The organism is Micromonospora sp. DT46 (assembly GCF_049841735.1).
Lineage (GTDB): Bacteria > Actinomycetota > Actinomycetes > Mycobacteriales > Micromonosporaceae > Micromonospora > Micromonospora reichwaldensis.
In genome coordinates, this window is sequence record NZ_JBNCKW010000013.1 from 89586 (window position 1) to 116158 (window position 26573).

Consider the following 26573-nt stretch of genomic DNA (forward strand, 5'->3'; position numbering starts at 1 on the left):
TGTGGGGTGCGGGGGGTCGGGCGGTGGGTCAGGGGCGGATGTCGGCGGGGCGGTCGGACATGGGCAGCCCCGCCTCGCGCCAGGCCTGCACGCCGCCGATCATGTCGGTCGCGAGGTGCAGCCCGAGCGCCCGCAGGCTCGCGACCGCGAGGCTGGAGCTGTAGCCCTGGCGGCACACCACCACGATCCGCTGGTCGTACGCCGTGGCCTCCGGGATCCGCCATGCGCTGGCCGGGTCGAGTCGCCACTCCAGCACCGTCCGGTCGATCACGATGGCGCCGGGCAGGTCGCCCTGCTCCTGCCGCTGTGTGTCGGTGCGGGTGTCGATAAGCAACGCCCCGGTACGGACCGCCTCGACGGTCTGGTGCGGGGTCAGCCGGCGTACCCCGGCGCGGGCCTGTTCCAGGAGGGCGTCGACGCCCGGACTCATCACGCTGTGGGACACCAGCAGATCATCCCGCCCCGTCGCTGAGTCCGCCCGCCGAACGCCCCGCCGCACCCGACGAACGCTCGTTCGGGCGACCCCCGATCGGAGCGTCCCGCGCGGCCCGCCGACGCCGGGCCGCCCGTCACCGCAGGCCCGCTCCGTGACGGGGGGCCCGGCCTGGTTACCGTCGGGCACGTGGCGGTGGCGGTGGTCGAGGCGTACGACCGGCTGGCCCGGCGGGTGCTCGCCGGGCCGGCGCGGTTGGGGCGGACCCGGCTGGTGGCGGTGGACGGGCCGAGCGGCGCGGGCAAGAGCGCGTTCGCGGCGCGGCTCGCGGACGCCCTCGCCGCCCTGCCCGGCGGCAGCCCGCCGCCGGTGGTGCACACCGACGACCTGCTCGACGGCTGGGACGACCAGCTCACCTTCTGGCCCCGGCTGGAGGAGTGGGTGCTCGGGCCGCTGCGCGCCGGTCGGCCGGGGGCGTACCGCCGGTTCAGCTGGGTCCGGCGGGCCTTCCTGCCGCGCCCGGTGCCGGTCCCGGTCGCGCCGGTGCTCCTCGTCGAGGGGGTGAGCGCGGCGCGGGCCGCCGCCACCGCGGACCTGACCCTGGCCGTCTTCGTCACCGCCCCGGCGCCGCTGCGGCTGGCCCGGGCGATCGAGCGCGACGGCCCGGAGATCCTGCCGGAGCTGCGTCGCTGGCACCTCGGGGAGCGGTCGCACTTCGCCGCCGACGACACCGAGGCGCGCGCGGACCTGGTGGTCGACGGCGCCCCGGGCCTGCCGCACGACGCCGACCGCTACTACGTGCGCCGCCGCTGAGCGGTCGGGCCGGCCGGTACCGAACCGTCACTCCGGCCTCGGGCGGGATGGGACGGTCGGTAAGGCCGGCATACGATGCCGGTCATGACCACACCCCTCATGTCCGAGTCCGAGGTCCGGGCCGCCGTCGAGCGGGAGCTGCCCGGCGTCCGCGCCGACCTGGAACGCCTCGTCCGCATTCCCGGCATCGCGTTCGAGGGCTTCGACCACTCGCACGTGGAGCGTTCCGCCGAGGCGGTGGCCGAGCTGGTGCGCGGCTGCGGTCTCGACGTCAAGATCGTGCGCTCCGGCGGCCAGCCGGCCGTGATCGGGCGGAAGGCGGCCCCGCCCGGGGCGCCGACGGTGCTGCTCTACGCCCACCACGACGTGCAGCCGGTCGGCGACCTGACGCTGTGGGAGTCGGACCCGTTCGAGCCGGTGGAGCGGGACGGTCGGCTCTACGGCCGGGGCGCCGCCGACGACAAGGCCGGCATCATGGCGCACGTGGCGGCGCTGCGCGCGTACGGTGACGCGTTGCCGGTCGGCGTGGTGCTCTTCGTCGAGGGCGAGGAGGAGTACGGCTCCGACTCGTTGGAGCGGCTGCTCGCCGAGCACCGCGACGAGATCGCCTCGGACGTCATCGTGATCGCCGACTCCACCAACTGGGACATCGGCGTACCGGCGCTGACCACGTCCCTGCGCGGCATCGTCAACTGCTTCGTGGAGGTGCGCACCCTCGACCACGCCGTGCACAGCGGCGTCTACGGCGGTCCCGTGCCGGACGCGCTGACCGCCCTGGCGCGGTTGCTGGCCACCCTGCACACCGAGGCCGGGGACGTGGCCGTCGACGGGCTGGTCGCCCGGGAGGGCGCGAGCGTCGACTACCCGGAGGACCGGTTCCGCGCCGAGGCGGGGCTGGCCGAGGGCGTCAGCCTCATCGGCACCGGACGGATCACCGAGCGGCTCTGGACCAAGCCGGCCCTCGCGGTGCTCGGCATCGACGCCCCGTCCACCGCCGAGGCGCCGAACGCCCTGGTGCCGGCGGCCAGGGCCAAGCTGAGCGTACGGCTGGCGCCGGGTGACGACCCGAAGCGGGCGTACGCGGCCCTGCGCGCCCACCTGGAGAAGCACGCCCCGTGGGGCGCGCGGGTGACAGTCGTCTTCGAACACGACGGCGCGCCGTGCGTCATCGACGCGTCCGGGCCGATGTTCGACGCGGCCCGCTCGGCGTTCCGGACCGCTTGGGACGGCACCGACCCGGTGGACCTCGGCATCGGCGGCTCGATCCCGTTCATCGCCACCTTCCAGGAGATGTTCCCGCGCGCGGCGATCCTGGTGACCGGCGTGGAGGACCCGCAGGCCCGGGCGCACGGCCCGAACGAGAGCCTGCACCTCGGGGAGTTCGCCCGGGTCTGTCTGGCCGAGGCGCTGCTGCTGAAGAAGGTCGCCGAGGCGGGCGTCGACGGGCGTTAGGTGTCGGAACCGTAACTTCCGGGTCGATGTGGGAGTTTGCGGTGTGTCGCCGGTCGGGTTGTTATAGCCTCTCGAACATGCGTACGAATGAGGTGATGGGCCGGCTCGACGCCGCCGTCAGCGCCCTGGGGGACGTCGACGTCTCCGCGTGGTCCGAGGACACGCTCAAGGAACAGCTCGGCGACCTGTCCGCCGCGCTGGTCGCTCTCGACACGGTGCTCTCCCGGGTCGCCGAGGAGATCCGCGCCCGCGGGCTGCGCATCGAGGAACCCGTCTCGGCCTGACCCGCCATCCCGGCGGGCGGAGGTTTTCCGGCGCCCGGGCACGGCAATGCCCGGGGTCGTGTCGGGGGTGGCTGGCAGGATGGAGCCGTGCGGTTCCTCGACCTGGCAGCCACCTCCGCCGCCGTCGGCGCCACCCGGGCCCGGCGGACCAAGGTGGAGCTGCTCGCCGCCGCGTTGCGGGCGCTCGACCCGTCCGAGGTCCCGGCGGGCGCCGGCTGGCTGGCCGGCGAGCTGCGCCAGCGGCAGACCGGGGTCGGCTGGGCGAGCCTGCGTGACCTGCCGCCGCCGGCCACCGAGCCGACCCTGACCGTGTCCGCCGTCGACGCGGCCATCGACGAGATCGCGTCCGTGCACGGGCCGGGTTCCCAGGCCCGCCGCCGGGCGCTGTTGGGCGCGCTCTACGCCGCCGCCACCGCCGAGGAGCAGCGGCTGCTGACCGGCCTGTTCAGCGGTGAGCTGCGCCAGGGCGCGCAGGCGGGGCTGCTCGCCGACGCGGTGGCCCGGGCCGCCGACGTGCCGCTCGTCGCCGTACGCCGGGCGCTGCTGCTCGCCGGTGACCTGCGCGCGGTCGCGGTCGCCGCGCTCGACGGGGGCGCGGCGGCGCTGGGCGCCTTCGGCCTCCAGGTCGGCCGCCCGCTCGCGCCGATGCTGGCGCAGAGCGCGCCCTCGGTGGACGAGGCGCTCGCGGCGACGGGCACCCCCGCCGTGGTCGACGTCAAGCTCGACGGCATCCGGATCCAGGTGCACCGCTCCGGCGACGACATCGCCGTGTTCACCCGCAGCCTGGACGACATCACCGCCCGGGTGCCGGAGGTGGTCGCCGCCGTGCGGGCGCTGCCCGCTCGCGAGCTGGTGCTCGACGGGGAGGCGATCGGGCTCGACGAGACGGGCCGTCCGCTGCCCTTCCAGCAGACGTCGAGCCGGGCGGCGCGGCGCACCACGCCGAGCAGCACCGGCGCCGCCCCGGTCGCCCCGGCCGTGGCCGCCGCCGGGGCGACGGGCGCGACCGTGCTGACGCCGTACTTCTTCGACCTGCTGCACCTCGACGGCGACGACCTGATCGACCTGCCCGGCCGGGAGCGCTGGGCCGCGCTCGACGCCGCGGTCGACGCCTCGCTCGTGGTCGGCCGGGTGGAGGTCGACGACCCGGAGCGGGCCGGCGAGGCGTTCGCGGCCGCCATCGACGCCGGCCAGGAGGGGGTGGTGGTGAAGGCGCCCGACGCACCCTACGACGCCGGCCGGCGGGGATCCGCCTGGGTGAAGGTGAAGCCCCGGCACACCCTCGACCTGGTGGTGATCGCGGTCGAGTGGGGCAGCGGCCGGCGGGAGGGCTGGCTGTCCAACCTGCACCTCGGCGCCCGCGACCCGCGCACCGGCGACTTCGTCATGCTCGGCAAGACGTTCAAGGGCCTCACCGACGAGCTGCTGCGCTGGCAGACCGAGCGCTTCCTCGCCCTCGCCGTCGAGCACGGCGACTGGGAGGTGCGGGTCCGCCCCGAGCAGGTGGTCGAGATCGCCTTCGACGGGGTGCAGACCAGCTCCCGCTACCCGGGCGGGATGGCGCTGCGCTTCGCCCGCGTGGTGCGCTACCGCGACGACAAGACGGCGGCGGAGGCCGACACCATCGACGCCGTACGCGCCATCCACGCCGGCCGCGTCACCGGCTGAGCGGGGTTGGCGGGGCGGGTCAGGCGGCGCCCTGCGGCGCGGGCTCGGCGGCCCGGTCGACGGGCTGCCGCGGTCCCACGCCCGCCAGCCGACGGGCCTCCCGGCGGGCCACCCAGCCGTAGCCGAACAGGGTCATCGCGGCGAAGATCCACCACTGCACGACGTAGCCGAAGTTCTGCCAGTTGTTGTTGTATCCGACCGGCACGTCCTTGAACGCGGGGTCGGCCGCCGGGGTCTGCTCGTCGAGCAGCAGGTACGCGCCGTGCACGGGGTAGGGCAGCTCCCGGGCCAGCCGGGGCACGCCGATCCGCCGGGTCTCCAGCTTGCCGTCACGCCGGGTCACGGCGACCGAGCCGCTCTCGCTCAGGTGCACGCGCCCCGTCACGGTGACCTCGCCGGGCGGGAGGGCCGGCACCTCCGGCTGGACGGTCGCGTCGCCGCCCCGGGCCGGCGGGATCCAGCCCCGGTCCACCAGCACAGCCGTGCCGTCGGCCAGCACGAGCGGGGCGACCACCTCGAAGCCGACCGTGCGGTCCACCGAGCGGCCCCGGACCAGGACCACGTTCGCCGGGTCGTAGCGGCCGGTCACGGTGACCTTGGTCCAGGCCTTCTCCGCGACGGGGGCGGGGCCGGCCGTGCCGTTGCCGCCCGTCGGGGCCGGCAGCACGTCCCGCAGCGGCACCGGGGCCATCCGCAGGCCGGCGTCGATCCGCTCGTTGGCCTCCGTACGGCCGTGGTAGCGGTCCAGCTGCCAGTTGCCGAGCAGCACCATCACCGCCGAGGCGACCAGGGTCAGTGCGAGAATGCCCAGCCAGCGCGGCGTCAGCAGGAACCGGTACACGCCCACGAGGCTACCCCTGTGACCGGAGGCACTCGCTTCGACAGCCCCCATCGCGGGCCCGGGCGGGGTGTCGACGACTCCGCCCGGCGACGCCCGACACCGCCGGCGGGCCCGTTCGGCGGCGACCGCGCGGCGGCCGCTTCGGCTATCGTCACGCGGGCGGACCGCGCGGTCGGCCCGCCGCAGGTCCCCCCGCCGCCCCGCAAGGGAGTCGATGATGACCGTCGTGCCGCGCCTGGTGCTCAGCGCGCCGTCCTCCGGCCACGGCAAGAGCGCGCTGGCGATCGGGCTGCTCGCCGCGTTCGCCGACCGGGGCGTCGACGTCGCCGGGTTCAAGGTCGGCCCCGACCGCGTGGACGCCGCGTACCTCGGGCTGGCCGCCGGCCGCCCCGGTCGGATCCTCGATCCCCGGCTGGTCGGCGCCGACCGGATCGCCCCCCTCGTCGGCCACGGCGCGGCCGGCGCCGGGCTCGCCGTGGTGCAGGGCAGCATGGGCCTGTACGACAGCCTCGCCGGCCGCCCGGAGAGCGAGTCGACGGCCGCCGTGGCCACCGCGCTGCGCAGCCCGGTCGTGCTCGTGGTCGACGTCGCGGCGACGGGGCAGTCGGTGGCCGCCCTGGTGCACGGCTTCCGCTCGTACGACGAGCAGCTCTGGCTCGGCGGGGTGATCCTCAACCGGGTGGCGTCCTCCCGGCACGAGGAGCTGCTGCGCGCGGCGCTGGACGACATCGGCGTGCCCGTCTACGGCGCGCTGCGCCGCCAGGACCTGCCGTCCGTGCTGCCCGCCCGCCGGTACGGGGCGGTGCCCGCGCTCGCCCGCACCGACGAGGCCACCCGCGCGGTCCGCCGGCTCGGCGAGGCGGTCGCCGCCACCGTCGAGCTGGACCGGCTGCTGGGCCTGGCCCGCTCCGCGCCGCCCCTGCCCGCGCCGCCCTGGACGCCGCAGCCCGGGCGGGAGGTCGCCGGGCCGCGCCCGGTCGTCGCGGTCGCCGGGGCGCCGGGCGGCAGCTACAGCGATCCCGAGGCCGTCGAGCTGCTCCGGGCGGCCGGCGCCGAGGTGGTGACGGTCGACCCGCTGCACGACGAGGCGCTGCCCGCCGGCACCGGCGCGCTGGTCGTCGGCGGCGGGCTGCCCGAGTCGTACGCCGAGCAGCTCTCCGCCAACCGCCGGCTCTGCATCGCGGTCGCCGAGCTGGCCCGCACCGGGCGGCCGGTCGTCGCCGAGGGGGCCGGCCTGCTCTGGCTGGCCCGGGAACTGGACGGGCTGCCCATGTGCGGCGTGCTCGACGCGGTGGGGACGCGCCGCGACGGCCTGGTGGTGGGCTACCGGCAGGCGACCGCGTTGACCGACAGCCTCGTGGGGCCGGCGGGGACGGTGGTGGCGGGGCACAAGGAGCACCGCGGCGTGCTCACCCCGCGCGCCGGGGCGCGGCCGGCGTGGAGCTGGGACGGCGGGGCGCCCGAGGGCTTCGTCTGGCGGGGCGTGCACGCCTCGCAGCTCACCCTGCACTGGGCGGCGTACCCGCAGCTGGCGGCCCGCCTCGTGGACGCGGCGGTGGCGGCGGCGGCCGACCCCGCGACCGCCCGGCCCGACGGGGTGCCCGCGTGATCGGTCAGGTGGCGGTCCGTCGCTTTCCGGCGCTGACCGTCTCCACGCCCCGCACCGAGGTACGCGCGCTGACCGGGGCCGACGCGGCGGCGGCCGACGAGGTCTTCGCCGACCGGCAGACCCGGCGGTGGCTGCCGCTGGCCGACACCTCCGGGCAGATCGACGGCCTGGCCTGGTGCACCGACCTGGCGCGGCAGCGGCGCGACAGCGGCGACGGCGACCACTACGCGGTGGTACGCCGGGAGGACGACCTGGTGGTGGGCTGCCTGTGGACGCGGCGCACCGACTGGGGCGCCCGGTGCACCGAGGTCTCCTACGCGATGGCGGCGCACGCGCGGGGCTTCGGCCTGGCGGCCGAGGCGGTCGACGCGCTCGCCATCGCGCTGATCCTCGAACACGGCTTCCAGCGCGTCGAGCTGCGGGTCGCTCCCGGCAACCTGGCCTCCCGACGGGTCGCCGAGAAGGCCGGGTTCAGCTATGAGGGCCTGCTCCGCAACGCCGGCTTCGTCCGGGGCGGCCGGGTCGACCTGGAGGTCTGGTCCCTCGTCTCCGCCGACCTGCGCTGACCCACCCCGACCCCGGGCGGCACCGGGACCGGGGCCGGTGGCCGTGCGACCCCGGCTCAGCCGACGATGCGGTCCGACGGTGGGGTGAACTGGCGGGTGGGCTGGCCCTTGAGGCCGTCGCGGAGGGTCTGCGCCACCGCCTTGATCGGGATCTGCGACTGGCCGTCGCCGACCGCGTTGAACGGGTTGTCCGGGTCGGAGATGAAGCTCGCCGCCGCCAGTTCCGGGGTGTAGCCGACGAACCAGGCCGACCGGGTGCTGTCGGTGGTGCCCGTCTTGCCGGCCACCGGGCGGCCGACGGTGCCCCGCACGCTGTCCGCGGTCGACCAGCCGCCGCAGCTGCCGCGGGCCGGGGTGTCGCCGGTCGGGCAGCGGGCGGCGTCGGTGGCGGCGCGGGCGGCGTCGGCGTTCACCACCTGCCGGCAGCGCGGCTTGGCGACCTCCCGCTCGATGCCGGAGGCGGTCTTCCAGGTGGTCGGCGTGCCGTCCCGGTTGTAGATCGCCTGCACCGGGATCGCCTCGCAGTAGCGGCCGTCCGCGGCGATCGCGGCGTACGCGTTGGCCATCTCCAGCGGCGTGGCGTCGGAGACGCCGAGGGTGAACGCGCCCCACTGTTTCGCCTTGGCCGGGGACGCGTGCTCCCGGTCGACGTCGGTGCGCCAGCGCAGCCCGAGCTGCTCGGCCAGGCGGACCGCCTTGTCCGCGCCGACCTGCTCCTCCAGCCACACGAAGTACGTGTTCACCGACTTGCCGAAGCCGGACCACATGGTCTGGTTGCCGCTCATCGCGCCGCTGGCGTTGGACGGCGACCAACCGTCGTAGACCTCGGAGCGGTACCGGTGCGGTGCGTTGAACGAGGTGGACAGCGGCATGCCCGCGTTGAGCGCGGCCAGCATGGGGAACATCTTGAACGTCGAGCCGGCCTGGTAGCCCGCCAGGTCGCCGCCGCCGAGCAGGGGCGCCACGGTGTTCGGGTAGTTCGCCTTGACCTTCGGCCCGGCCTCGGGGTTGGAGCTCTGCCCGTTCTCGCTCAGGTCCAGCGAGTACGTCCGGTTCACCGCCATCGCCTTGACCCGCCCGGTGCCGGGCTCGGAGACCACGATGCCGTTGGCGAAGGGGCTGCCGGTGTTCTCCTTGGTGCCGACGTTCTGCTCGGCCGCCTCCTGGATCTTGGGGTCGAGGCTGAGCACGATCCGGTAGCCGCCCCGGCGCAGCTTGTCCAACCGCTCCAGCCGGTTCTCGCCGAACGCGGGCTGCGTGCTCCACCAGTTCTTCAGGTAGTCGCAGGCGAAGCCCCAGCTGTTCCACTTCTCGGGCACGGAGGCGCAGTCGTTCGGCGGGTACGTCAGCTTCAGCCGGATCGGCTCGGTCTTCGCCTGCGTGACGGCGTCCGGCGAGAGGTATCCGAGCTGGGCCATCCGGTCGAGCACGTAGTTGCGCCGGCCGGTGGCGTCCTTCTGGTCGGAGCTGGCCGGGTCGTACTCGGACGGGGACTTGACCAGGCCGGCGAGGGTGGCCGCCTCGACGGGGCTGAGGTCCTTGGGGGCCTTGGAGAAGAAGATCTCGCTGGCCGCGTAGATGCCGTACGCGCGGTGCCCGAAGTACGCGGAGTTGAGGTAGCGCTCCAGGACGTCGTCCTTGCTGAGTTCCTTCTCCAGGTCCATCGCCATCCGCATCTCGCGGACCTTGCGCAGGCTGGTCTGCTGGGTGGCCTCCTGCACCTCCTTCGGCGTCTTCGCGCTGTCCCGCAGCGCCATCCGCACGTACTGCATGGTGAGCGTGGAGGCGCCCTGGGAGACGCCGCTGGAGCGGGCGTTGGCCACGAAGGCGCGGGCGACGCCCTTCGGGTCGACGCCCCGGTGCTGGTAGAAGCGGTTGTCCTCGGCGGCGACGATCGCCTGCTGCATGTGCGGGGAGATGTCGGCCAGCTTCGTGTACTGCCGGTACTCCTCGTAGAACATCGTCAGCACCGTCTTGCCGTCCGGCGCGTAGACGTACGACGTCTCGGCCGGCAGCGCGGTGGTGAGGATCTCGGTCTTGTGTTCCATGGCGTGCGCCGTGACCTTGGCGCCGAGGCCGGTGGCGGCGGCCACGGGGTACGCCACGGCGGCGACCACGATCCCGGCGATCAGTCCGGCGCGGAGGAGGGGAACGAGACGACCAGCGGCGGCAAGGGGTCGATTGCTCACACGCTCAAGTTATGACATTTCCGATTCGTACCTGAGAAATATTCATAAACGCCCGTGTGGTGATGCGGCCCACGCCGGGATCCGCTGTCCCGCGCGGCACCTTCCCGGCAGGATCGCGGACATGCGTGGTCAGCCGACCGGGACCCTCCCCGAACCCGACCTCACCCACCACGGCGACGCCGAGGTGGGGCCGGGGCTCGTCGACCTCGCCGTCAACGTGCGGCGCGACGCGATGCCGGACTGGCTGGCCGACCCGATCACCGCCGCGCTCGGCGACCTCGCCGCGTACCCCGACCCGGGGCCAGCACGGGCCGCCGTCGCGGCCCGGCACGGCCGCCCGCCGGCCGAGGTGCTGCTGACCGCCGGCGCGGCCGAGGGCTTCGTGCTGCTCGCCCGGGCGCTCGCCGGGGTACGCCGACCGGTGGTGGTGCACCCGCAGTTCACCGAGCCGGAGGCGGCGTTGCGCGCCGCCGGGCACCAGGTCGAGCGGGTGCTGCTCGACGCGGACGACGACTTCCGGCTCGACCCGGCCCGGGTGCCCGCCGACGCCGACCTCGTGATGATCGGCAACCCGACCAACCCGACGTCGGTGCTGCACCCCGCCGGCGACCTGGCCGCCCTGGCCCGACCCGGCCGGGTGCTGGTGGTCGACGAGGCGTTCGCCGACACCACCGTCGCCCCCGGCGTGGCCGGCGAACCGGAGTCGCTGGCCACCAGGCGGGACCTGCCCGGCCTGCTGGTGGTCCGCAGCCTCACCAAGACCTGGGGCCTGGCCGGTCTGCGCATCGGCTACCTGCTCGGCGAGGCGGACCTGTTGGAACGGCTGGCCGCCGCCCAGCCGCTCTGGGCCGTCTCCACCCCCGCCCTGGCCGCCGCGTCGGCCTGCGCCACGCCCGTCGCGGTCGAGGCCGAGCGCGCCATCGCCGCCCGGCTCGCCGCCGACCGCGACCACCTGGTCGCCCGCCTGTCGGCCCTGCCCGGCGTACGCGTCGCCGGCCGTCCCGCCAGCGCGTTCGTGCTGGTGCACGTCCCCGGGGCCGCCGACGTGCGGGTCGCCCTGCGGCAGCGCGGCTGGGCGGTACGCCGGGGCGACACGTTCCCCGGTCTCGGCCCGGACTGGCTGCGGATCGCCGTGCGCGACACGGCCACCACCGACGCGTTGACCGAGGTACTGGCGGAGATCCTGGAGGCTTAACGCTTCCCCACGGCTGGAAGTCGGGGGGATTTCTGGCTCGGACTGCGCGCAGCTACCAACCCCGAAGGGAGGTGTTCACGTGTCTTGCGTCGTCAGCACCAGCACGGTCGCGTTCTACCGTGGCGAGGATCGCCCCCGCGGCGTTCCGGTCTCGACAGGCAGTATGCCCGCAGCTGTCGCACCGGAAAGTTCGCACACCCAGCCCGAGGCGTTCCTTGGCTCTCGTTCCGCACTGCGAGCAGGTCATCGTGGTGTAGGCGGGCGGCACCAGCACCACCTTTCGGCCCGCCCGCGCGCCGCGTTCGATCAGCTCTCGCTTCGCCGCGCCGATCGCGGCGTCTGCGACCTTGCGCGCCATGGTGCTTCGCGTCAGGAACGTCGGCTTGAAGTTCTCAACGGCGATCACGTCATGGTCGTTCACGACCCTTTTTGCCCACTGTCGGGCTTCGTGTGCGTTCTGTCGGGCCGCCTTCTTGTTGAGCCTGGCGGCCTGCCGTTTGGCTTGCAGGTAGCCCCTCGACGGCGGGTTGCCTCGGGGGCGACGCCGACGGCTCATCTTGCGCTGTGCCTTGGCCAGCTCCGCAGCGCACCGCTTGCGGTGGCCGAGGTGCGGCAGGTCGTAGGCGGGATCGGTGGTGGTGGCGGTGGTGGTGACGCCCCAGTCAACGCCGATCGACCTGTCGACGGCCGGTGCCACTTCCGCTTCGCGACGAACGACGAACGAGGCGTATCAGTGGCCCAGCGAGTCCTGGTAGATGCGCACGCTGGTCGGCGTGGACGGCAGGTCTCGGGACCAGAGCACCGGGATAGTGATGCCACCGGCCAAGCGCAGCCGACGTTCCCGGATGGTGAACCCACGCAGGGTGTACTCAAGGCTGGGCAGGGTGCACTTCCGGCGTTTGACCGTTGGTCGCCCTCGGCCTTTGATCTTGTAGGAGTGCTGAAGTGCCAGGGAGTAGGTGCGCAGTGTCTGCTGTTGGGCGACTTGGGTGCCGTCGCGCAGCCACGAGGACCGGGCGCGTGCATCGGTGAGCATTTTGGACAGCGTGCAGAAGGTGGGCTTGCGGCGGGACTTCTGCTGGTGGACGGCTTCGTTCCACAGCCATCGGCATCGGCCCCACTCGGTGAGCAGCGCGGCCCGCGCGGTTGCGCCAGGGCGCAGCCGGTAGGTGTACCGCACCGTTTCGTCCACAATCAACACAATACGTCAGTCAGCTTTATAGTGGGGGATGGAGGAAGTCTCAAAGAAATCATCCGCGAGGAATGCGCCGAACGCGACGCGCCCATCGTGGAGTTGACGATGCCGACCATGTGCGCCTGTTCATCACATGCGATCCGCAGTTCGGCATCCACCGGCTCGTCAAGCAGATCAAGGGCCGCACGTGGCGTCTGCTGCGCGCCGAATTCCCGTCACCGCGGTCCCGGCTACCCGCCCCTCTGGGCCACTCGTACTTTGTCGCCACTGTCGGCGGCGCAACCATGGAGGCCGTCAAACACTATGTCGAGAACCAACGCGACGCCTGACCATCCTTTCCTCCCCGTGGCTGAAGCCAGGGGTTTCACGGGCGAATTCTGATGATGCTGGAGACCACGATCGCGGCGATCCGGCCGCCGGACGAGTCGGCGATGGCCGCCGCGCGGGAGTTGCAGGGGCGGCTGACCAAGCCCGCCGGCTCGCTCGGCGCCCTGGAGGAACTCTCCGTACGCCTCGCCGGCCTGGCCGGGCACTGCCCGCCGCCGCTGCCCGAGCCGGCCGCGGTCGCGATCTTCGCCGGTGACCACGGCGTGCACGCCCAGGGGGTGACGCCCTGGCCGCAGGAGGTCACCGCGCAGATGATCGGCAACTTCCTGGCCGGCGGCGCGGTCGTCAACGCGTTCGCCCGGCAGGCCGGCGCCTCGGTCACCGTCGTCGACGTCGGCGTGGCCACCCCGCTCCCGGCCACCGGCACCCCGGCGGGTGCCCCGCTCGCCGACGGCCCGGCGGGTGCCTTGGCCGCCGATGGCGCGCCGGCCATTCCGCTCACCCGGCCCCCGGCGGACAGCCTGCCGGCCCGCGACGCGCCCCGGCTGGTCGCGGCGAACGTCCGCCCCGGCACCCGGGACCTGGCGGTGACCGCCGCGCTCACCCGCGAGGAGGCCCGCGCGGCCGTCGAGACCGGCATCCGGGTGGCCGACGAGTTGATCGACGCGGGCGCGGGCATCCTGCTCACGGGGGACATGGGCATCGGCAACACCACGCCGGCCGCCGCCCTGATCGCCGCGTTCACCGGCATCGACCCGGCGGAGACGACGGGCCGGGGCACCGGGGTCGACGACCCGACGTACGCCCGCAAGGTCGACGTCGTGCGGGCCGCGCTGCGCCGGCACGACCCCGATCCCGCCGACCCACTGGGCGTGCTGGCCGCCGTCGGCGGGCTGGAGCACGCCGCGCTGGCCGGGCTGATCCTCGGCGCCGCCGCCCGCCGCACGCCGGTGCTGCTGGACGGGGTGATCGCGGTCGCCGCGGCCCTCGCCGCGGCGGCCCTCGCGCCGCACGCCGTGGCCGCCATGGTGGCCGGGCACCGCTCCGCCGAGCCGGGGGCCACGGTCGCGCTGCGCCGGCTGGGCCTGGCGCCGCTGATCGACCTCGGGCTGCGCCTGGGCGAGGGCACCGGCGCGCTGCTCGCGCTGCCGGTGGTCACCGGCGCGGTCCGGGTGCTGCACGAGGTGGCCACGTTCGACTCGGCGGGGGTGGCCGAGAAGTGAGCGACCGGAGCGAGCGGCCCGCAGGCGTGTCGCGTTCCGCCGTCGCCGGCGAGCAGGGCGGGGCGGCGGCGTGAGCGGCAACCCGTACCCGCTCGGCCTGCGGCTCGCCGGCCGCCGGGTGGTCGTGGTGGGCGGGGGAGCGGTGGCCACCCGGCGGGTGCCGGCCCTGCTCGACGCCGGCGCGCACGTCTTCCTCGTCGCGCCCGAGCTGACCCCGGCGCTGCGCGCGCACGTCGACGCCGGACGGCTGCACTGGGCACCGCGCCGGTTCGCCCCCGACGACCTGGACGGCGCGTGGCTGGTCCAGGTCGCGGTCGACGACCCGCTCGCCGCCGCGTCGGTCAGCGCCGCCGCCGCCGAGCGTCGCATCTTCTGCGTACGCGCCGACGACCGCGCCGCCGCCACCGCATGGACGCCGGCGGTGACCCGGCACGGGCCGGTGACCGTGGCGGTGCTCGGCGGAGGCGACCCGCGCCGGGCGATGGCCGTCCGCGACGCCGTCCGCGCCCTCCTGGACGTGAGGAAGGGCCCCCGGTCAACGCCTGCGGTGGAGGAAGGGTCCCTGCCATCCACACAGGGTGGGCGGGTTGCGTTGGTGGGGGCCGGTCCGGGGGACCCGGAGCTGATCACCGTCAAGGGCTGGCGGCTGCTCACCGAGGCGGACGTGGTGGTCGCCGACCGGCTCGTCCCCGGGCTGCTCCTCGACGAACTGCGCCCCGACGTCGAACTCGTGGACGCCTCCAAGATCCCGTACGGCCCGTCCCGGGGCCAGGAGGAGATCAACCGGATCCTCGTGGACCGCGCCCTGGCCGGGAAGTTCGTGGTGCGGCTCAAGGGCGGCGACCCGTACGTCTTCGGCCGGGGCGGCGAGGAACTGCTGGCCTGCGCGGCGGCCGGCGTGCCGGTGACCGTGGTGCCCGGCGTGACCAGCTCGATCGCGGCTCCGGCCGCGGCGGGCGTCCCGGTCACCCACCGGGGGGTGGCCCACGAGTTCACCGTGGTCTCCGGGCACGTCGCACCCGACTCGCCGGCCTCCCTGGTCCGGTGGGAGGCGCTGGCCGGGCTGCGCGGCACGCTGGTCGTGCTGATGGGGCTGAAGAACCTCGCGGCGATCACCGCGACGCTGATCGCGCACGGCAAGCCGGCGGAGACACCGGCCGCCGTGGTGCAGGAGGCGACGACCGGGGCGCAGCGGGCGCTCCGCTCCACGCTCGGCGCGGTGGCCGCCGACGTGGCGGCCGCCGGGCTGCGCCCGCCCGCGGTGGTGGTGCTGGGGGACGTGGTCGACGCTCTCGCCGGGGCTGGACCTGAGGAATTTCCGGGCAGCCCACTCGCTCCGGGCGGTCAGGCTTGATCCCTGCGCGAGCGGGCTGCCCGGAAATCCCCGGTGGGCGTTGCCCGTGGGGCGGCTCGGGTTCGACCGGGCAGAGTCAGACGGGATGACGACGGCGGCCGGAGACACAGTCTCCGGCCGCCGTCGTCGCCGGTCAGGTCACTGCTTGAGCATGTTGTCCAGCAGCAGGGCGCAGCGGATCAGGCCGAGGTGGCTGTAGGCCTGCGGGTGGTTGCCCAGCCCGCGCTCGGCCATCGGGTCGTACTGCTCGGGCAGCAGGCCGGTCGGGCCGGCGGTGTCCACCATCTGCGAGAACAGCTCCTCGGCGTCGGTACGCCGTCCGGTGCGCAGGTACGCCTCGATGAGCCACGCCGTGCAGATGTGGAAGCCGCCCTCCCGCCCGGGCAGGCCGTCGTCCCAGTGGTAGCGGTAGACGACCGGGCCGCTGCGCAGGTCCGCCTCGATCCGCAGGACGGTGGAGAGGAAGCGCGGGTCGTCGCCGGGGAGCAGGCCGGAGAGCCCGATCCATAGCGACGAGGCGTCCATCTCCTCGTCCCCGTACGCCACGCTGTAGGCCTCGACGGTCTCGTGCCAGCCGTACTCCAGCACGTTGGCGCCGATGCGGTCGCGCAGCTCCACCCACTCCGGCCGGTCCTCGCCGCCGTGCTGGCGCATGACGTGCAGCGCCCGGTCCACGGTCATCCAGCACATCACCTTCGAGAAGATGTGGTGCCGCGGGGGGAGGCGGGCCTCCCAGATGCCGTGGTCGGGCTCGTGCCAGCGGCGGCGGACCGCCTCGACCATGTTGTCGAGCACCCGCCACTCGTCCTCGCGGACGGAGCCGCGGGCGTCGGCCACGGCCGCGATCAGGTCCGCGATCGGGCCGAAGACGTCGAGCTGGAGCTGGTGGTTGGCGAGGTTGCCGACCCGGACCGGCCGGGAGCCGGCGTAACCGGGCAGGGTGTCGATGACCGCCTCGGCGCCCAGTTCGTAGCCGTCCACCGTGTAGAGCGGGTGCAGCCGCTCCGGGTGCCCGCCGGTGCGCTCGATGCACCCGTCGACCCAGCGCAGCAGCGCCTCGGCCTCCTCGATCGAGCCCAGGTCGACCAGGGACCGCGCGGTCATCGCCGCGTCCCGCAGCCAGCAGTAGCGGTAGTCCCAGTTGCGGACGCCGCCCAGTTCCTCCGGCAGCGAGGTGGTCGCGGCGGCCAGGATCGAGCCGGTGGCCTCGTGGCAGAGCCCGCGCAGGGTCAGCGCGCTGCGGACCACCAGGTCCCGGGCGGTGCTCGGCAGCCGCAGGGTGGCCACCCAGTCCTTCCAGGGCTGCTCGGCCAGGGCCTGCCGCTCGTGGACCGACATCCGGTGGTGTTCCAGGCTGTGCGTGCCGAAGCGCAGCTCCAGCACGACCTGCCCACCGGAGGCGGAGAGGTCGACGACGGCCTTGGCCGTCTCGTAGCCGCCGTCGTTGGTGACCTGCCACTCGACCCCGGGCGAGTAGAGCGCGACCGGCTCGTTGGAGCCGAGCACCAGCAGGCCGTCGCCGATCGGCTGCAACTGCACCGCGACCTGGCCGAACTCGGGCCGGGGCGCGAACTCCAGCCGGGCCCGGCCCGAGCCGGTGAGCACCCGGACCATTGTCGAGTCGCCGGTCACGACGGCCGGGCCGTCCGGCGTGGTCTCCCTGGCCGGCTTGTCCAGCCAGTCGGTGACGGTCAGGCCCGACCACCGGGTCTCGACGGTCATCGTCCCCGAGCGGTAGCGCTGCCCGAGCGGGATGCCCCCGCGTTCCGGGGCCACGCTGAAGTGCCCGGCGGGGCTGCCGCCGACCAGGTCGGCGAAGATCGCCGCCGAGTCCGGCTTTGGGTGGCAGAGCCAGGTGACCTTGGCCTCGGGGGTGAGCAGGGCCACGGTCCGCCCGTTGGCCAGCATCGAGTGCCGCTCGATGGGCACCGCGCGCTCGCCGAAGAGCCAGTGCCGCCGGGTCTCCAGCAGCAGGCCGAGGGCGCGGGCGGCCTCGATCGGTTCGGCGACCCGGTAGCCGGCCTGGGTGTCACCGGGGCCGATCTTGATGCCGACGTCCGGCCCGTGCAGGTTGCCGAAGGCGTTCTCGTCGGTGACGTCGTCGCCGATGAAGAGCACCGCGCTGGCGGAGAGCTGGGTGCGCAGTTGGTCGACGGCCGTGCCCTTGTGCGTGGCGACCACCGACAGCTCGATGACCTCCTTGCCCTGGGTGACGGTGACGTCGTCCCAGGTGGCTGGGCCGCTGCGGACCGCCTCGATGGCGGCAGCCGCGATCTCGGGGGCCACCCCGCGGGTGTGCACGGCGACGCTCGCCGGCTTGCGCTCCAGCCGGATTCCCGGGTGGGCCGAGGCGATCTCGCGCAGGGCGTCGCGCAGCCGGGTGCGGACCGCGATCAGCTCGGGGGAGAGCCGCTCGACGAAGCCGATGTCGAACTCGGAGCCGTGGCTGCCGACGAGGTGGACCTCGCTGGGCAGCCGGGAGAGGGCGGCCAGGTCGCGCAGGGCCCGCCCGGAGACCACCGCCACGGTGGTCTGGGGCAGGGCGGCCAGCGCCCGGACGGCCGCCACCGACTCCGGCAGCGGCACGGCCTTGCTCGGGTCCTCCACGATCGGCGCCAGGGTGCCGTCGTAGTCGCAGGCGATCAGAAGCTGGGGTACCCGGGCGATGCGGCCGATGGCCGCCCGCAGTTCCGGGTCCATCGTGCCGGCCGCCGGGGTGACGATCTCGTTGGCGGCGTTCACGCGTCCTCCGATTGAGGCACACCGAGCTCGGTGAGGAAGGACTTCGCCCAGTGCCCCACGTCGTGGGTGCGAAGATGGCGTTGCATTGTCCGCATTCTGCGGCGTGCCTCCGGCTTCTCGACGTGCACGGCCCTCAGCAGGGCGTCCTTGACCGCGTCAGGGTCGTGCGGGTTACACAGGAACGCCTGACGCAGCTCGGTGGCGGCGCCGGCGAACTCGCTGAGCACGAGTGCACCGCCCTGGTCGGCGCGCGATGCGACGTACTCCTTGGCTACCAGGTTCATTCCGTCTCGCAGCGGGGTCACCATCATCACGTCGGCGGCGGCGTACATCGCGGCGAGTTCAGTGCGACTGTACGACTGATGCAGATAATGCACCGCCGGCACGCCGACCCTGCCGAATTCGCCATTAATCCGGCCGACCTCCCGCTCCACCTTCACGCGTAGTGCCTGGTAGTGCTCCACGCGCTCGCGGCTGGGCGTGGCGACCTGCACCATGACCGCGTCGGGAACTGTCAACTTTCCGTCAGCCAGCAGTTCGCGGAAGGCCTTGAGCCGCAACTCGATGCCCTTGGTGTAGTCGAGCCGGTCGACGCCCAGGATGATCGTCTTCGGGTTGCCCAGCTCCTCGCGGATCTCCTTCGCCCGGGCCTGGATCGCCGCGTCGGCGGCCAGCCGCTCCATCTCCTTCGTGTCGATGGAGATCGGGAACGCGCCGGCCTTCACCTGGCGCCCGTCGACCTGGATCATCTGCCCCTCGTAGCGCAGCCCGAGCAGGTGCCGGGCCAGCCGGACGAAGTTCTGCGCGGCGAGGCGCTGCTGGAACCCGACCAGGTCGGCGCCGAGCAGGCCGCGCAGGATCTCGGTGCGGAACGGCATCTGCATGAACAGCTCGATGGGCGGGAACGGGATGTGCAGGAAGAAGCCGATCCGCAGGTCGGGCCGCAGCTCGCGGAGCATCGCCGGGACGAGCTGGAGCTGGTAGTCCTGCACCCAGACCGTCGCCCCCTCGGCCGCGACCTCCGCCGCGGCCTCCGCGAAACGGGCGTTGACCAGGCGGTACGCCTCACGCCAGCGGCGCTTGTAGGCGGGCGTCTCCACCGCGTCGTGGTAGAGCGGCCAGATCGTCGCGTTGGACTGGCCCTCGTAGTAGCGCTCCAGCTCCTCCGCGCTCAGCGGCACCGGGTGCAGCCGGATGCCCTCCAGGTCGAAGGGCTCGGGGGCGGCGCCGGTGCCACCGGCCCAGCCGACCCAGGTGCCCTGGTGCTCGGCGAGGACGGGGTGCAGTGCGGTCACCAGCCCCCCGGGGCTGCGACGCCACTGCCGTCCTTCGGGGGTGCTCACCTCGTCGACGGGTAGCCGGTTCGCCACTACGACAAAGGAGCTGCGGACGGTCACGTTCGGCCACCTCCGGGTGCTGACGGGTCAACCGCGAATGAGCGTACTGAGCGTAGCTGCGGCTTCTGGGGCCCCGTGCCGGAGTCACCTACCCTTCCCACGATGGTCCAACCCTTGGCGTGATCTTGTCGATACCCCTGCTCGGAAGCAGGGGTGGCGCGACGCGTCCGGAGGTTCGGGGGCGGGGTGATGTGGGCGCGACGCCGCGTACCTGTCAGGATTGAGGATGGCGTGCGTGCGGCCGGCCACCGGCCGGCGGCGGCGGGCGGAGGTCGAAGCCCGCGCCCGCGCCCGCCGATCCCAGTCGCAACCCTACGGAGGTAGCCCACACCGTGGCCCAGTACATCTACGTCCTGGAAAAGGCGCGCAAGGCGCACGGCGACAAGGTCGTGCTCGACAACGTGACGCTGAGCTTCCTGCCGGGGGCCAAGATCGGTGTGGTCGGCCCCAACGGCGCCGGCAAGTCCAGCCTCCTCAAGATCATGGCAGGGCTGGACAAGCCGAGCAACGGCGAGGCCCGGCTGATGCCCGGCTACACCGTCGGCATGCTCGCCCAGGAGCCCCCGCTCAACGACGCCAAGACCGTGCTCGGCAACGTCGAGGAGGCGGTCGCCGAGACCAAGGCCAAGCTGGAGCGGTTCAACAAGATCGCCGAGCAGATGGCCACCGACTACTCCGACGAGCTGATGGAGGAGATGGGCCGGCTCCAGGAGGAGCTGGACCACCTCGACGCGTGGGACATCGACTCCAAGCTCGAACTGGCGATGGACGCGCTGCGCTGCCCGCCGCCGGACGCCGACGTCACCCAGCTCTCCGGTGGCGAGCGCCGCCGGGTGGCGCTGTGCAAGCTGCTGCTGGAGGCGCCCGACCTGCTGCTGCTCGACGAGCCCACCAACCACCTGGACGCGGAGAGCGTCTCCTGGTTGGAGCAGCACCTGGCCAAGTACGCCGGCACCGTCATGGCGATCACCCACGACCGGTACTTCCTGGACAAGGTGGCTGGCTGGATCCTGGAGCTGGACCGCGGCCGGGCCATCGGCTACGAGGGCAACTACTCCACCTACCTGGAGAAGAAGGCGGCCCGGCTGGCCGTCGAGGGCCGCCGCGACGCCAAGATGAAGAAGCGGCTCACCGAGGAACTGGAGTGGGTCCGCTCCAACGCCAAGGCGCGGCAGACCAAGTCCAAGGCCCGACTCGACCGCTACGACGAGATGGCCAACGAGGCGGAGAAGACCCGCAAGCTCGACTTCGAGGAGATCCAGATCCCGCCGGGCCCGCGCCTGGGCAACACGGTGATCGAGGCGCAGAACCTCAGCAAGGGCTTCGGCGACCGGCTGTTGATCGACAACCTGTCGTTCTCGCTGCCCCGCAACGGCATCGTCGGCATCATCGGCCCCAACGGCGTCGGCAAGACCACGCTGTTCAAGACCATCGTCGGGCTGGAACAGCCGACCGGCGGCGAGGTCCGGGTCGGCCCCACCGTCTCGCTGTCGTACGTCGACCAGAACCGGCAGGGCCTCGACGGCGACAAGAGCGTCTGGGAGGTCGTCTCCGACGGCCTGGACTACCTCATGGTGGGCAAGGTCGAGATGCCGTCGCGGGCGTACATCGCGGCGTTCGGATTCAAGGGGCCGGACCAGCAGAAGCCGACCAAGGTGCTCTCCGGCGGCGAGCGCAACCGGCTCAACCTGGCGCTGACGCTGAAGATCGGCGGCAACGTGATCCTGCTCGACGAGCCGACCAACGACCTGGACGTCGAGACCCTCTCCAGCCTGGAGAACGCGCTGCTGGAGTTCCCCGGCTGCGCCGTGGTCATCTCCCACGACCGGATGTTCCTCGACCGGGTCTCCACGCACATCCTGGCCTGGGAGGGCGACGACGAGGACCCGTCCCGCTGGTTCTGGTTCGAGGGCAACTTCGAGGCGTACGAGAAGAACAAGATCGACCGGCTCGGCGCGGAGGCGGCCCGCCCGCACCGCGTGACCTACCGCAAGCTGACCCGTGACTAAGAGCGCGGACCGCAGCCGATCATGAGCGATCGCTTCGTCTACCACTGCACCCTGCGGTGGTCCGACCTGGACGCGTACGGCCACATCAACAACTCGCGCTTCCTCACCCTCTACGAGGAGGCGCGGGTGGCGTTGATGTTCGCCGGCGGCCGGGCGTGGGGGGTGGGCTCGTTCGCCGACGGCGTCGTGATCAGTCGGCACGAGATCGACTACCTGCGCCCGGTCGAGTACGCCCTCGGCCGGGCCACCGCCGAGGCCGCCCCCACCGTGCGCATCGAGCTGTGGGTGGAGGAGATCCGGGGCGCGTCCTTCACCGTCGCCTACGAGCTCTTCGACGGCGAGGTGCTGGCCAGCCGGGCCCGTTCGGTGCTGGTGCCGTTCGACCTGACCCGGCAGCGGCCCCGGCGGATCACCCCGGAGGAGCGCACGTTCCTGCTCACGTACGCGCCGCAGGGCGGGGTGGCGTGACGGCGGCCGGCGGGCCGGTCGCCCCGGCGGGGGCCGGTGGCGGCGGGACGGTCGCCGGTGGGCACGGGATCGCCGACGCGGCCGACGCGGGGGCCTTCCTGGCCCGTCTCGTCCGGCTGGACGGCGACGCGCCGGTCCGGCTCAGGTCGGCCGGCGCGACGGGCCGTACGGCCCTCTGGGGGCGTCTGCCGTGGGGCGTGCTGGTCGTCCGCACGGTGGCCGGCGACGGCCCCGGCGACGCCACGGTCCCGGCCCGCGAGTTGCTGGCCGAGCTGGCGGCGGGCGGCGCGGCCCTGCCGACGCGGCGGGACGAGCGGTGGCGGTGGCCGCTGCCGCCCGCGGCGAGCCGCCGGGTGGAGACGCTGCCGGGCGTGGAGCTGCGGCGGATCGCGGCGGCGGCAGCGGGAGCCCTGCGCGACGCCAGCACCCACGGCGTCGGCGGGCGTGCGGTGGGGCAGCGGGCGCTGCGGGACGCGCTGCTCGACCACGTGCCCGTGGTGGTCACCCCGGAGGACCCGCCAGGCGAGCCGGTCGAGGTGACCCAGCGGATGGTCCAGGGGGTGGTCCGGATGGGCTTCCTGGGACCCGCCGAGGGGGTGGCCGGGACGGTCGGCGGGGGCGACGTCCAGGTGCGCACGGTTGGCCGATGGGTCGGCCTGGTGGGACCGTACGGAGCGATATGGTCGCAGAAGGCCACCGAACTTGCCGTGCGGCCCCTCTGAATTCATCCGTTCGGCTGACCCTCGGTCATTCTTCTGTCCTGGGGCTGCCGTTGGGGGGGTGCTTCAACCCGGCTGTCCGGGTACCGTCCATCCTCGGATCCAACGCACCGTAGGCGAGTGGATCCGCTGGGGAGTGAGGTGCGCGAGCGATGCCGTGGTGGTCATGGCGCCCCGGTCCCGCCAACGGCGGCGGCGACCCGGAAAGGCGGAGCGGGGTCACAGTGGAGAGCACCGTCCGGGTCGGACCACCGACCCCCCGTCAGCCGGGAGACGACTGCCCGCCGACGGAGCGAGCCGTGATCGCGGACATGCCCGCCACGGTCGAGCCGGTCACCCTACGCCGCGTCTGCGACGCACTCGACAGGCTCGACGTGCGCTACCTGGCCGACGGCGACGGCAACCTGCTGGCCATGTGGGAGCGGCACGCCGTGCTGGTCACACTCGAGGGTCCGGAGGACGAGATCCTGGTGATGCGGGCCCGTCCACACGCGACGGTGCCGCCGGACTGGGCCGACCGCGCCTACCGCGTGGTCAACGAGTGGAACCACACCCGCCGCTTCTGCAAGGCCTACATCGGCGACCCGACCGAGCGCGGCCAGTTGCCGATCTACGCGGAGTTGCAGGTGCCGTTCGGTGCCGGGGCGCACGACGCGCTGCTGGTCGAGATGCTCGACTGCGGCGCGGCGGTCGCCACCAGCTTCGTGGACTGGCTGCACGACGAGGGCGCTCTGCTCTGAGGCGCCGGACGCCCGCCGGGCGATCCGGTGCCCGGGCGAACGCCGACGGGTCGCCCGGCCTCCGCCGGGCACCCGAGGGGCGGCCCGGTCAGGCCGGCCCCGCCGGGTCCTCCATCGCGTTGACCATGAAGTAGGCGGCCCGTTCCAGGTAGTCCCACAGTGCGGTGGCGATCTCCGGCGGCAGGTCGAGCCGGTCCACGGCGCGGCGCATGTGGAGCAGCCACGCGTCCCGCTCGGCGGCGCCGATCCGGTACGGCGCGTGGCGCATCCGCAGTCGCGGGTGCCCCCGTTGCGCCGAGTACGTGTTGGGGCCGCCCCAGTACTGCATGAGGAACAGGGTCAACCGGTCCGCGGCCGGGCCCAGGTCCTCCTCCGGATACATGGGGCGCAGCAGCGGGTCGTCGGCGACCCCGGCGTAGAACTCGTCCACCAGCTTGCGGAAAGTGGGCTCGCCGCCGACCGCTTCGAAGAGGGTCATCGACGCACCGGGACGGTCGGACTCACCTGCGGCATTCACCGTTCCATCCTGCCAGGTGCCACGTCGGGCGAGCGGGGGGTGCCGGCTGTGGGTCGGGTCACCGCGTGCCGCCGCCGTCCCGCCTCGCCGGGGCGACCGCCCAACGGCCCGCCGGCCCGCCGGACCGCTCCTCCGCGGGCCGCCCCTGCGCGCCCGCCGGGGCGGCGGGACCGGCTGCCTGCCGGGGGGCCGCTCCGCCCGCCTGCTGGGCCGCCTCGATCGCGGCGTCGATCGTCGACCGGCTCGGCCAGCGCAGGGCGGCGAGCGTCATCAGCAGCACCCCGACGGCGCTCCACACCCCGACCACGAGCGGGATGGAGTATCGCTCGGCCAGCAACCCGGTGACCAGGACGGCCATGCCCTGGATGACCTGGACGCCGGTCGCCATCACGCCGAAGGCGCGGGCCCGGAAGCCGTCGGGCAGCGCCCGGACGAAGAGCCCGTTGGCCACCGGCAGCATGCCGGCGACGGCGAACCCGCAGGCTGCGGCGAGCAGCGCCACCACCAGGGGCGGCGGGTCGAACAGGGCGGGCACCAGGGCCAGCGGGGAGAGCACCGCCAACGGCCGCATCAGGCTCAGCCGGCGGTCCGGCCCGAACGCCCGGCTGACGACGAGGCCGCCGAGGATGAAGCCGACGGGGTTCGCCGCCATGATGATCGCCTGCGCGGCGCCGGCGTCCAGTTGGCCGGCGTGCTCGCTCGCCCAGGCGGCGGCGAGGCCCTCCGGCACCACGGAGAAGAGCATGGCGGCGAAGACCAGCACGGCGATGGCCCGCAGCACCGGGGTGCCGAACACGATCTGGAAGCCCTGCGCGGTCTCCCGCAGCAGGTGGCTGCGGTGCGCGGCGGTCATCGCCGTCGGTCGGTCGGCCACGCCGAAGCGGACCAGCGCGGCCGACAGGGCGAAGGTCGCCGCGTTCACCAGGAGCGCGGTGGTCGGGTTGAAGGCGGCGATGGCCGCGCCCGCCAGGTAGCCGACGACCTGGGCGGCCTGGCCGACGCTGCTGATCATCGAGAGCCCGACCACCAGGCGGTCCCCGGTGAGGACCAGGGGGATCAGCGCCGACTTGGCGGCCTGGCTCGGTGGGTTGGCCAGCGTGGTGGCGAAGAGCAGGGCCAGGATCATCGGGACGGGCACGCCGGGGATGGCGATGCACACCATCAGCACCATCCGGACGAGGTCGCAGATCACCATGACCTGCCGGTAGCGGTGCCGCTCCGCGAGGGTGGCGAGCAGGGGGCCGCCGACCAGCCAGGGCAGGTAGCTCACCGCGAAGGCGGCGGCCGAGAGCGCGACGGACCGGGTCTCCTCGTAGACCAGCAGGGTGACCGCGGCCTTGGCGATGTAGTCGCCGATCCAGGAGAGCGCGCTGGCCGTGAAGACGGCGCCGTATTCGCGGTTGGCGAACACCTCGCGGAAGGTTGCCGGCCCTTCCGGGGATGGTCGCTCGTCAGGCACCGTCGCCTCCATCGTTCCCCTGAGCGGGCCACTCGTGATGGACGGCCCGGGAACCGTCGTCAGATCTACGGATCAGCGAGGACGTGATCACGCTCCGGGGGAGCGCGTTGCACCGGATTTTGCCCGATCGTCCGACGAGTGGCTAGGGCGAAGGGGTTGATCGTCGCATCTCCGACTGAACGAACGGACGATACCCGAGGGGCCACCCGGCTCGCGACCCCCGCCGCCCGGCGTTCTGGACGCCTCAGGTGGCGCCGCCCTGCCCGGTCTCGCCGGGGGTGGAGACCGGCATGCCGGGGTAGAACCGGGCGGCGGCGATCTTCGCGGTGATGCCGGAGTTCTCCAGCGCCTCGGCGAGCCGGCGACGCAGCTCCCGGCCGACGGCGAACTGCCCGTCCGCGGTCGTCTTGACCACCGTACGGATCACCGCGCCGTCGACCGTCATCTGCTCGACGCCCAGCACCTCCGGCGCCTCGACGATCTCCGGCGCCAGGTCGGGGTCGATCGCCACCGAGGCGGCGGCGGTACGCAGCACGGCGGTGGCCTCCTCCGTGCCGGCGAAGCCGATCGGCAGGTCGACCACCACCAGGGCCCATCCCTGGCTCTTGTTGCCCACCCGGACGATCTCGCCGTTGCGGATGTACCAGAGCACGCCCCGCCCGTCGCGGACGGTGGTGACCCGCAGCCCGACCGACTCCACCACGCCGGTCGCCTCGCCCAGGTCGACGGTGTCGCCGACGCCGTACTGGTCCTCGATCAGCATGAACAGGCCGGCGATCAGGTCCTTGACCAGGCTCTGCGCGCCGAAGCCGAGGGCCACGCCCGCGATGCCGGCGCTGGCCAGCAGCGGGGCCAGGTCGAAGCTGAACTCCTTGAGGATCATCAGCAGCGCGATGCCGAAGATGAACGCGGTGCTCAGGCTGCGCAGCACCGAACCGATCGCCTCGGCCCGCTGCCGGCGCCGCTCCGGAACGAACTCGCCGGGTTCGACGGCGGCGGTGGGGATCCGCTCGCGTAGCGGACGCAGCATGGTCGGCACGCCCGCGTCGGTGGTGGTGCGCACCAGCCGCCGGATCGTGCGGTGCACCAGCCACCGGGCGGCGACCGCCAGCAGCAGGATCATCACGATCCGCAGCGGCTTGAGCAGGATCCAGTAGCTGCCCTCGGCGAACCACACCGAGCCGGTCATGTCGTAGACGCTCTTGCAGAGGGCGTCGTCCAGGCAGGTCGGCGACGGGGCCGGGTCCGGCGCCTCGACGGCGGGCAGGGCGGGCGGCGTCAGGCTGGCAGCGGTCACGCTGTCTTCGTACCGCACCCGGGGGGGCCCGAACCCCCCGACCCTCCGCGTCGTGACCCGGCCCCCGGTGGAGCGT

General features: G+C 73.6%; 23 protein-coding genes and 1 pseudogene. 14 read left to right on the forward strand and 10 right to left on the reverse strand.

Going from position 1 to position 26573, the window contains the following annotated elements; translation table 11 throughout:
- Positions 1 to 28 precede the first annotated feature (28 nt).
- Complete coding sequence (locus ACLQ20_RS29135; RefSeq protein WP_151456079.1) at positions 29 to 430, reverse strand: rhodanese-like domain-containing protein; 402 nt, start codon at positions 428 to 430, stop codon at positions 29 to 31.
- A 192-nt stretch (positions 431 to 622) separates the two neighbouring features.
- Between ACLQ20_RS29135 and ACLQ20_RS29140 the strand changes: the two genes are divergently transcribed.
- The 4 genes from ACLQ20_RS29140 to ACLQ20_RS29155 all read left to right on the forward strand — a co-directional run bounded on the left by ACLQ20_RS29140 (position 623) and on the right by ACLQ20_RS29155 (position 4650).
- A complete protein-coding gene (locus ACLQ20_RS29140) occupies positions 623 to 1246 on the forward strand; it encodes a hypothetical protein (protein ID WP_425858179.1) in 624 nt (207 codons plus the stop codon).
- A gap of 99 nt (positions 1247 to 1345) precedes the next feature.
- Positions 1346 to 2698 carry a dipeptidase gene (locus ACLQ20_RS29145; protein ID WP_192581493.1) on the forward strand — a complete coding sequence of 451 codons (1353 nt, stop codon included), beginning with the start codon at positions 1346 to 1348 and terminating at the stop codon, positions 2696 to 2698.
- Positions 2699 to 2775: 77 nt separating this feature from the next.
- Positions 2776 to 2982, forward strand: coding sequence for a hypothetical protein (locus tag ACLQ20_RS29150; RefSeq protein WP_151456071.1), 207 nt, complete (start codon positions 2776 to 2778; stop codon positions 2980 to 2982).
- An 87-nt stretch (positions 2983 to 3069) separates the two neighbouring features.
- On the forward strand, positions 3070 to 4650 hold the full coding sequence (locus ACLQ20_RS29155; RefSeq protein WP_151456072.1) for an ATP-dependent DNA ligase: 1581 nt from the start codon (positions 3070 to 3072) through the stop codon (positions 4648 to 4650).
- A 19-nt stretch (positions 4651 to 4669) separates the two neighbouring features.
- Here ACLQ20_RS29155 and ACLQ20_RS29160 read toward each other — a convergent pair whose 3' ends face one another.
- Entirely contained in the window at positions 4670 to 5497 is an 828-nt protein-coding gene (locus tag ACLQ20_RS29160; protein WP_192581491.1) for an SURF1 family cytochrome oxidase biogenesis protein, read from the reverse strand.
- Between the two features lie 211 nt (positions 5498 to 5708).
- Between ACLQ20_RS29160 and ACLQ20_RS29165 the strand changes: the two genes are divergently transcribed.
- On the forward strand, positions 5709 to 7100 hold the full coding sequence (locus ACLQ20_RS29165; RefSeq protein WP_151456074.1) for a cobyrinate a,c-diamide synthase: 1392 nt from the start codon (positions 5709 to 5711) through the stop codon (positions 7098 to 7100).
- Positions 7097 to 7666 (forward strand): GNAT family N-acetyltransferase, encoded by a 570-nt coding sequence (locus tag ACLQ20_RS29170; RefSeq protein ID WP_132239339.1) that lies wholly within the window; start codon positions 7097 to 7099, stop codon positions 7664 to 7666. Before ACLQ20_RS29165 ends, ACLQ20_RS29170 begins: the two co-directional genes overlap by 4 nt.
- 56 nt (positions 7667 to 7722) lie before the next feature.
- On the opposite strand, the gene ACLQ20_RS29175 is transcribed toward ACLQ20_RS29170, so the two are convergent.
- Positions 7723 to 9855, reverse strand: a complete 2133-nt coding sequence (locus ACLQ20_RS29175; RefSeq protein WP_151456075.1) for a transglycosylase domain-containing protein — start codon at positions 9853 to 9855, stop codon at positions 7723 to 7725.
- Between the two features lie 121 nt (positions 9856 to 9976).
- Between ACLQ20_RS29175 and cobC the strand changes: the two genes are divergently transcribed.
- Positions 9977 to 11050, forward strand: coding sequence for an Rv2231c family pyridoxal phosphate-dependent protein CobC (gene cobC, locus ACLQ20_RS29180; RefSeq protein ID WP_151456076.1), 1074 nt, complete (start codon positions 9977 to 9979; stop codon positions 11048 to 11050).
- A 52-nt stretch (positions 11051 to 11102) separates the two neighbouring features.
- Here the strand turns inward: cobC and ACLQ20_RS29185 are convergent.
- Together ACLQ20_RS29185 and ACLQ20_RS29190 are read right to left on the reverse strand one after the other, a co-directional pair.
- Positions 11103 to 11768: pseudogene (locus ACLQ20_RS29185) on the reverse strand (RNA-guided endonuclease InsQ/TnpB family protein); the annotation flags it as partial.
- A 12-nt stretch (positions 11769 to 11780) separates the two neighbouring features.
- Positions 11781 to 12242, reverse strand: a complete 462-nt coding sequence (locus tag ACLQ20_RS29190) for a helix-turn-helix domain-containing protein (protein WP_425858182.1) — start codon at positions 12240 to 12242, stop codon at positions 11781 to 11783.
- A 119-nt stretch (positions 12243 to 12361) separates the two neighbouring features.
- Here ACLQ20_RS29190 and ACLQ20_RS29195 point away from each other — a divergent pair, with 119 nt between their 5' ends.
- From ACLQ20_RS29195 to cobA, 3 genes are all read left to right on the forward strand, one after another.
- Positions 12362 to 12574, forward strand: a complete 213-nt coding sequence (locus ACLQ20_RS29195) for a transposase (protein ID WP_192581492.1) — start codon at positions 12362 to 12364, stop codon at positions 12572 to 12574.
- A 54-nt stretch (positions 12575 to 12628) separates the two neighbouring features.
- Positions 12629 to 13795 (forward strand): nicotinate-nucleotide--dimethylbenzimidazole phosphoribosyltransferase, encoded by a 1167-nt coding sequence (locus ACLQ20_RS29200; RefSeq protein WP_151456080.1) that lies wholly within the window; start codon positions 12629 to 12631, stop codon positions 13793 to 13795.
- 70 nt (positions 13796 to 13865) lie between these two features.
- A complete protein-coding gene (gene cobA, locus ACLQ20_RS29205) occupies positions 13866 to 15149 on the forward strand; it encodes a uroporphyrinogen-III C-methyltransferase (protein WP_425858183.1) in 1284 nt (427 codons plus the stop codon).
- Positions 15150 to 15287: 138 nt separating this feature from the next.
- Here cobA and otsB read toward each other — a convergent pair whose 3' ends face one another.
- Together otsB and ACLQ20_RS29215 are read right to left on the reverse strand one after the other, a co-directional pair.
- Positions 15288 to 17849: a trehalose-phosphatase gene (otsB, locus tag ACLQ20_RS29210; protein ID WP_370519000.1), complete on the reverse strand. Its 2562-nt coding sequence runs from the start codon at positions 17847 to 17849 to the stop codon at positions 15288 to 15290.
- Positions 17850 to 17887: 38 nt separating this feature from the next.
- Entirely contained in the window at positions 17888 to 19288 is a 1401-nt protein-coding gene (locus ACLQ20_RS29215; RefSeq protein WP_151457132.1) for an alpha,alpha-trehalose-phosphate synthase (UDP-forming), read from the reverse strand.
- Positions 19289 to 19620: 332 nt separating this feature from the next.
- Here ACLQ20_RS29215 and ettA point away from each other — a divergent pair, with 332 nt between their 5' ends.
- The 4 genes from ettA to ACLQ20_RS29235 all read left to right on the forward strand — a co-directional run bounded on the left by ettA (position 19621) and on the right by ACLQ20_RS29235 (position 23224).
- Positions 19621 to 21297 (forward strand): energy-dependent translational throttle protein EttA, encoded by a 1677-nt coding sequence (gene ettA, locus ACLQ20_RS29220; RefSeq protein ID WP_151457131.1) that lies wholly within the window; start codon positions 19621 to 19623, stop codon positions 21295 to 21297.
- 21 nt (positions 21298 to 21318) lie between these two features.
- Positions 21319 to 21765 carry an acyl-CoA thioesterase gene (locus ACLQ20_RS29225; protein ID WP_151457130.1) on the forward strand — a complete coding sequence of 149 codons (447 nt, stop codon included), beginning with the start codon at positions 21319 to 21321 and terminating at the stop codon, positions 21763 to 21765.
- On the forward strand, positions 21762 to 22487 hold the full coding sequence (locus ACLQ20_RS29230; RefSeq protein ID WP_425858185.1) for a hypothetical protein: 726 nt from the start codon (positions 21762 to 21764) through the stop codon (positions 22485 to 22487). Before ACLQ20_RS29225 ends, ACLQ20_RS29230 begins: the two co-directional genes overlap by 4 nt.
- Before the next feature lie 149 nt (positions 22488 to 22636).
- Complete coding sequence (locus ACLQ20_RS29235) at positions 22637 to 23224, forward strand: YbjN domain-containing protein (protein WP_151455969.1); 588 nt, start codon at positions 22637 to 22639, stop codon at positions 23222 to 23224.
- A gap of 88 nt (positions 23225 to 23312) precedes the next feature.
- On the opposite strand, the gene ACLQ20_RS29240 is transcribed toward ACLQ20_RS29235, so the two are convergent.
- The 3 genes from ACLQ20_RS29240 to ACLQ20_RS29250 all read right to left on the reverse strand — a co-directional run bounded on the left by ACLQ20_RS29240 (position 23313) and on the right by ACLQ20_RS29250 (position 26497).
- Positions 23313 to 23702, reverse strand: a complete 390-nt coding sequence (locus ACLQ20_RS29240) for a globin (protein WP_192581484.1) — start codon at positions 23700 to 23702, stop codon at positions 23313 to 23315.
- 97 nt (positions 23703 to 23799) lie between these two features.
- Positions 23800 to 25212, reverse strand: coding sequence for an MFS transporter (locus tag ACLQ20_RS29245; protein WP_425858186.1), 1413 nt, complete (start codon positions 25210 to 25212; stop codon positions 23800 to 23802).
- 232 nt (positions 25213 to 25444) lie between these two features.
- Positions 25445 to 26497: a mechanosensitive ion channel family protein gene (locus tag ACLQ20_RS29250; protein ID WP_425858187.1), complete on the reverse strand. Its 1053-nt coding sequence runs from the start codon at positions 26495 to 26497 to the stop codon at positions 25445 to 25447.
- Positions 26498 to 26573: the final 76 nt, after the last annotated feature.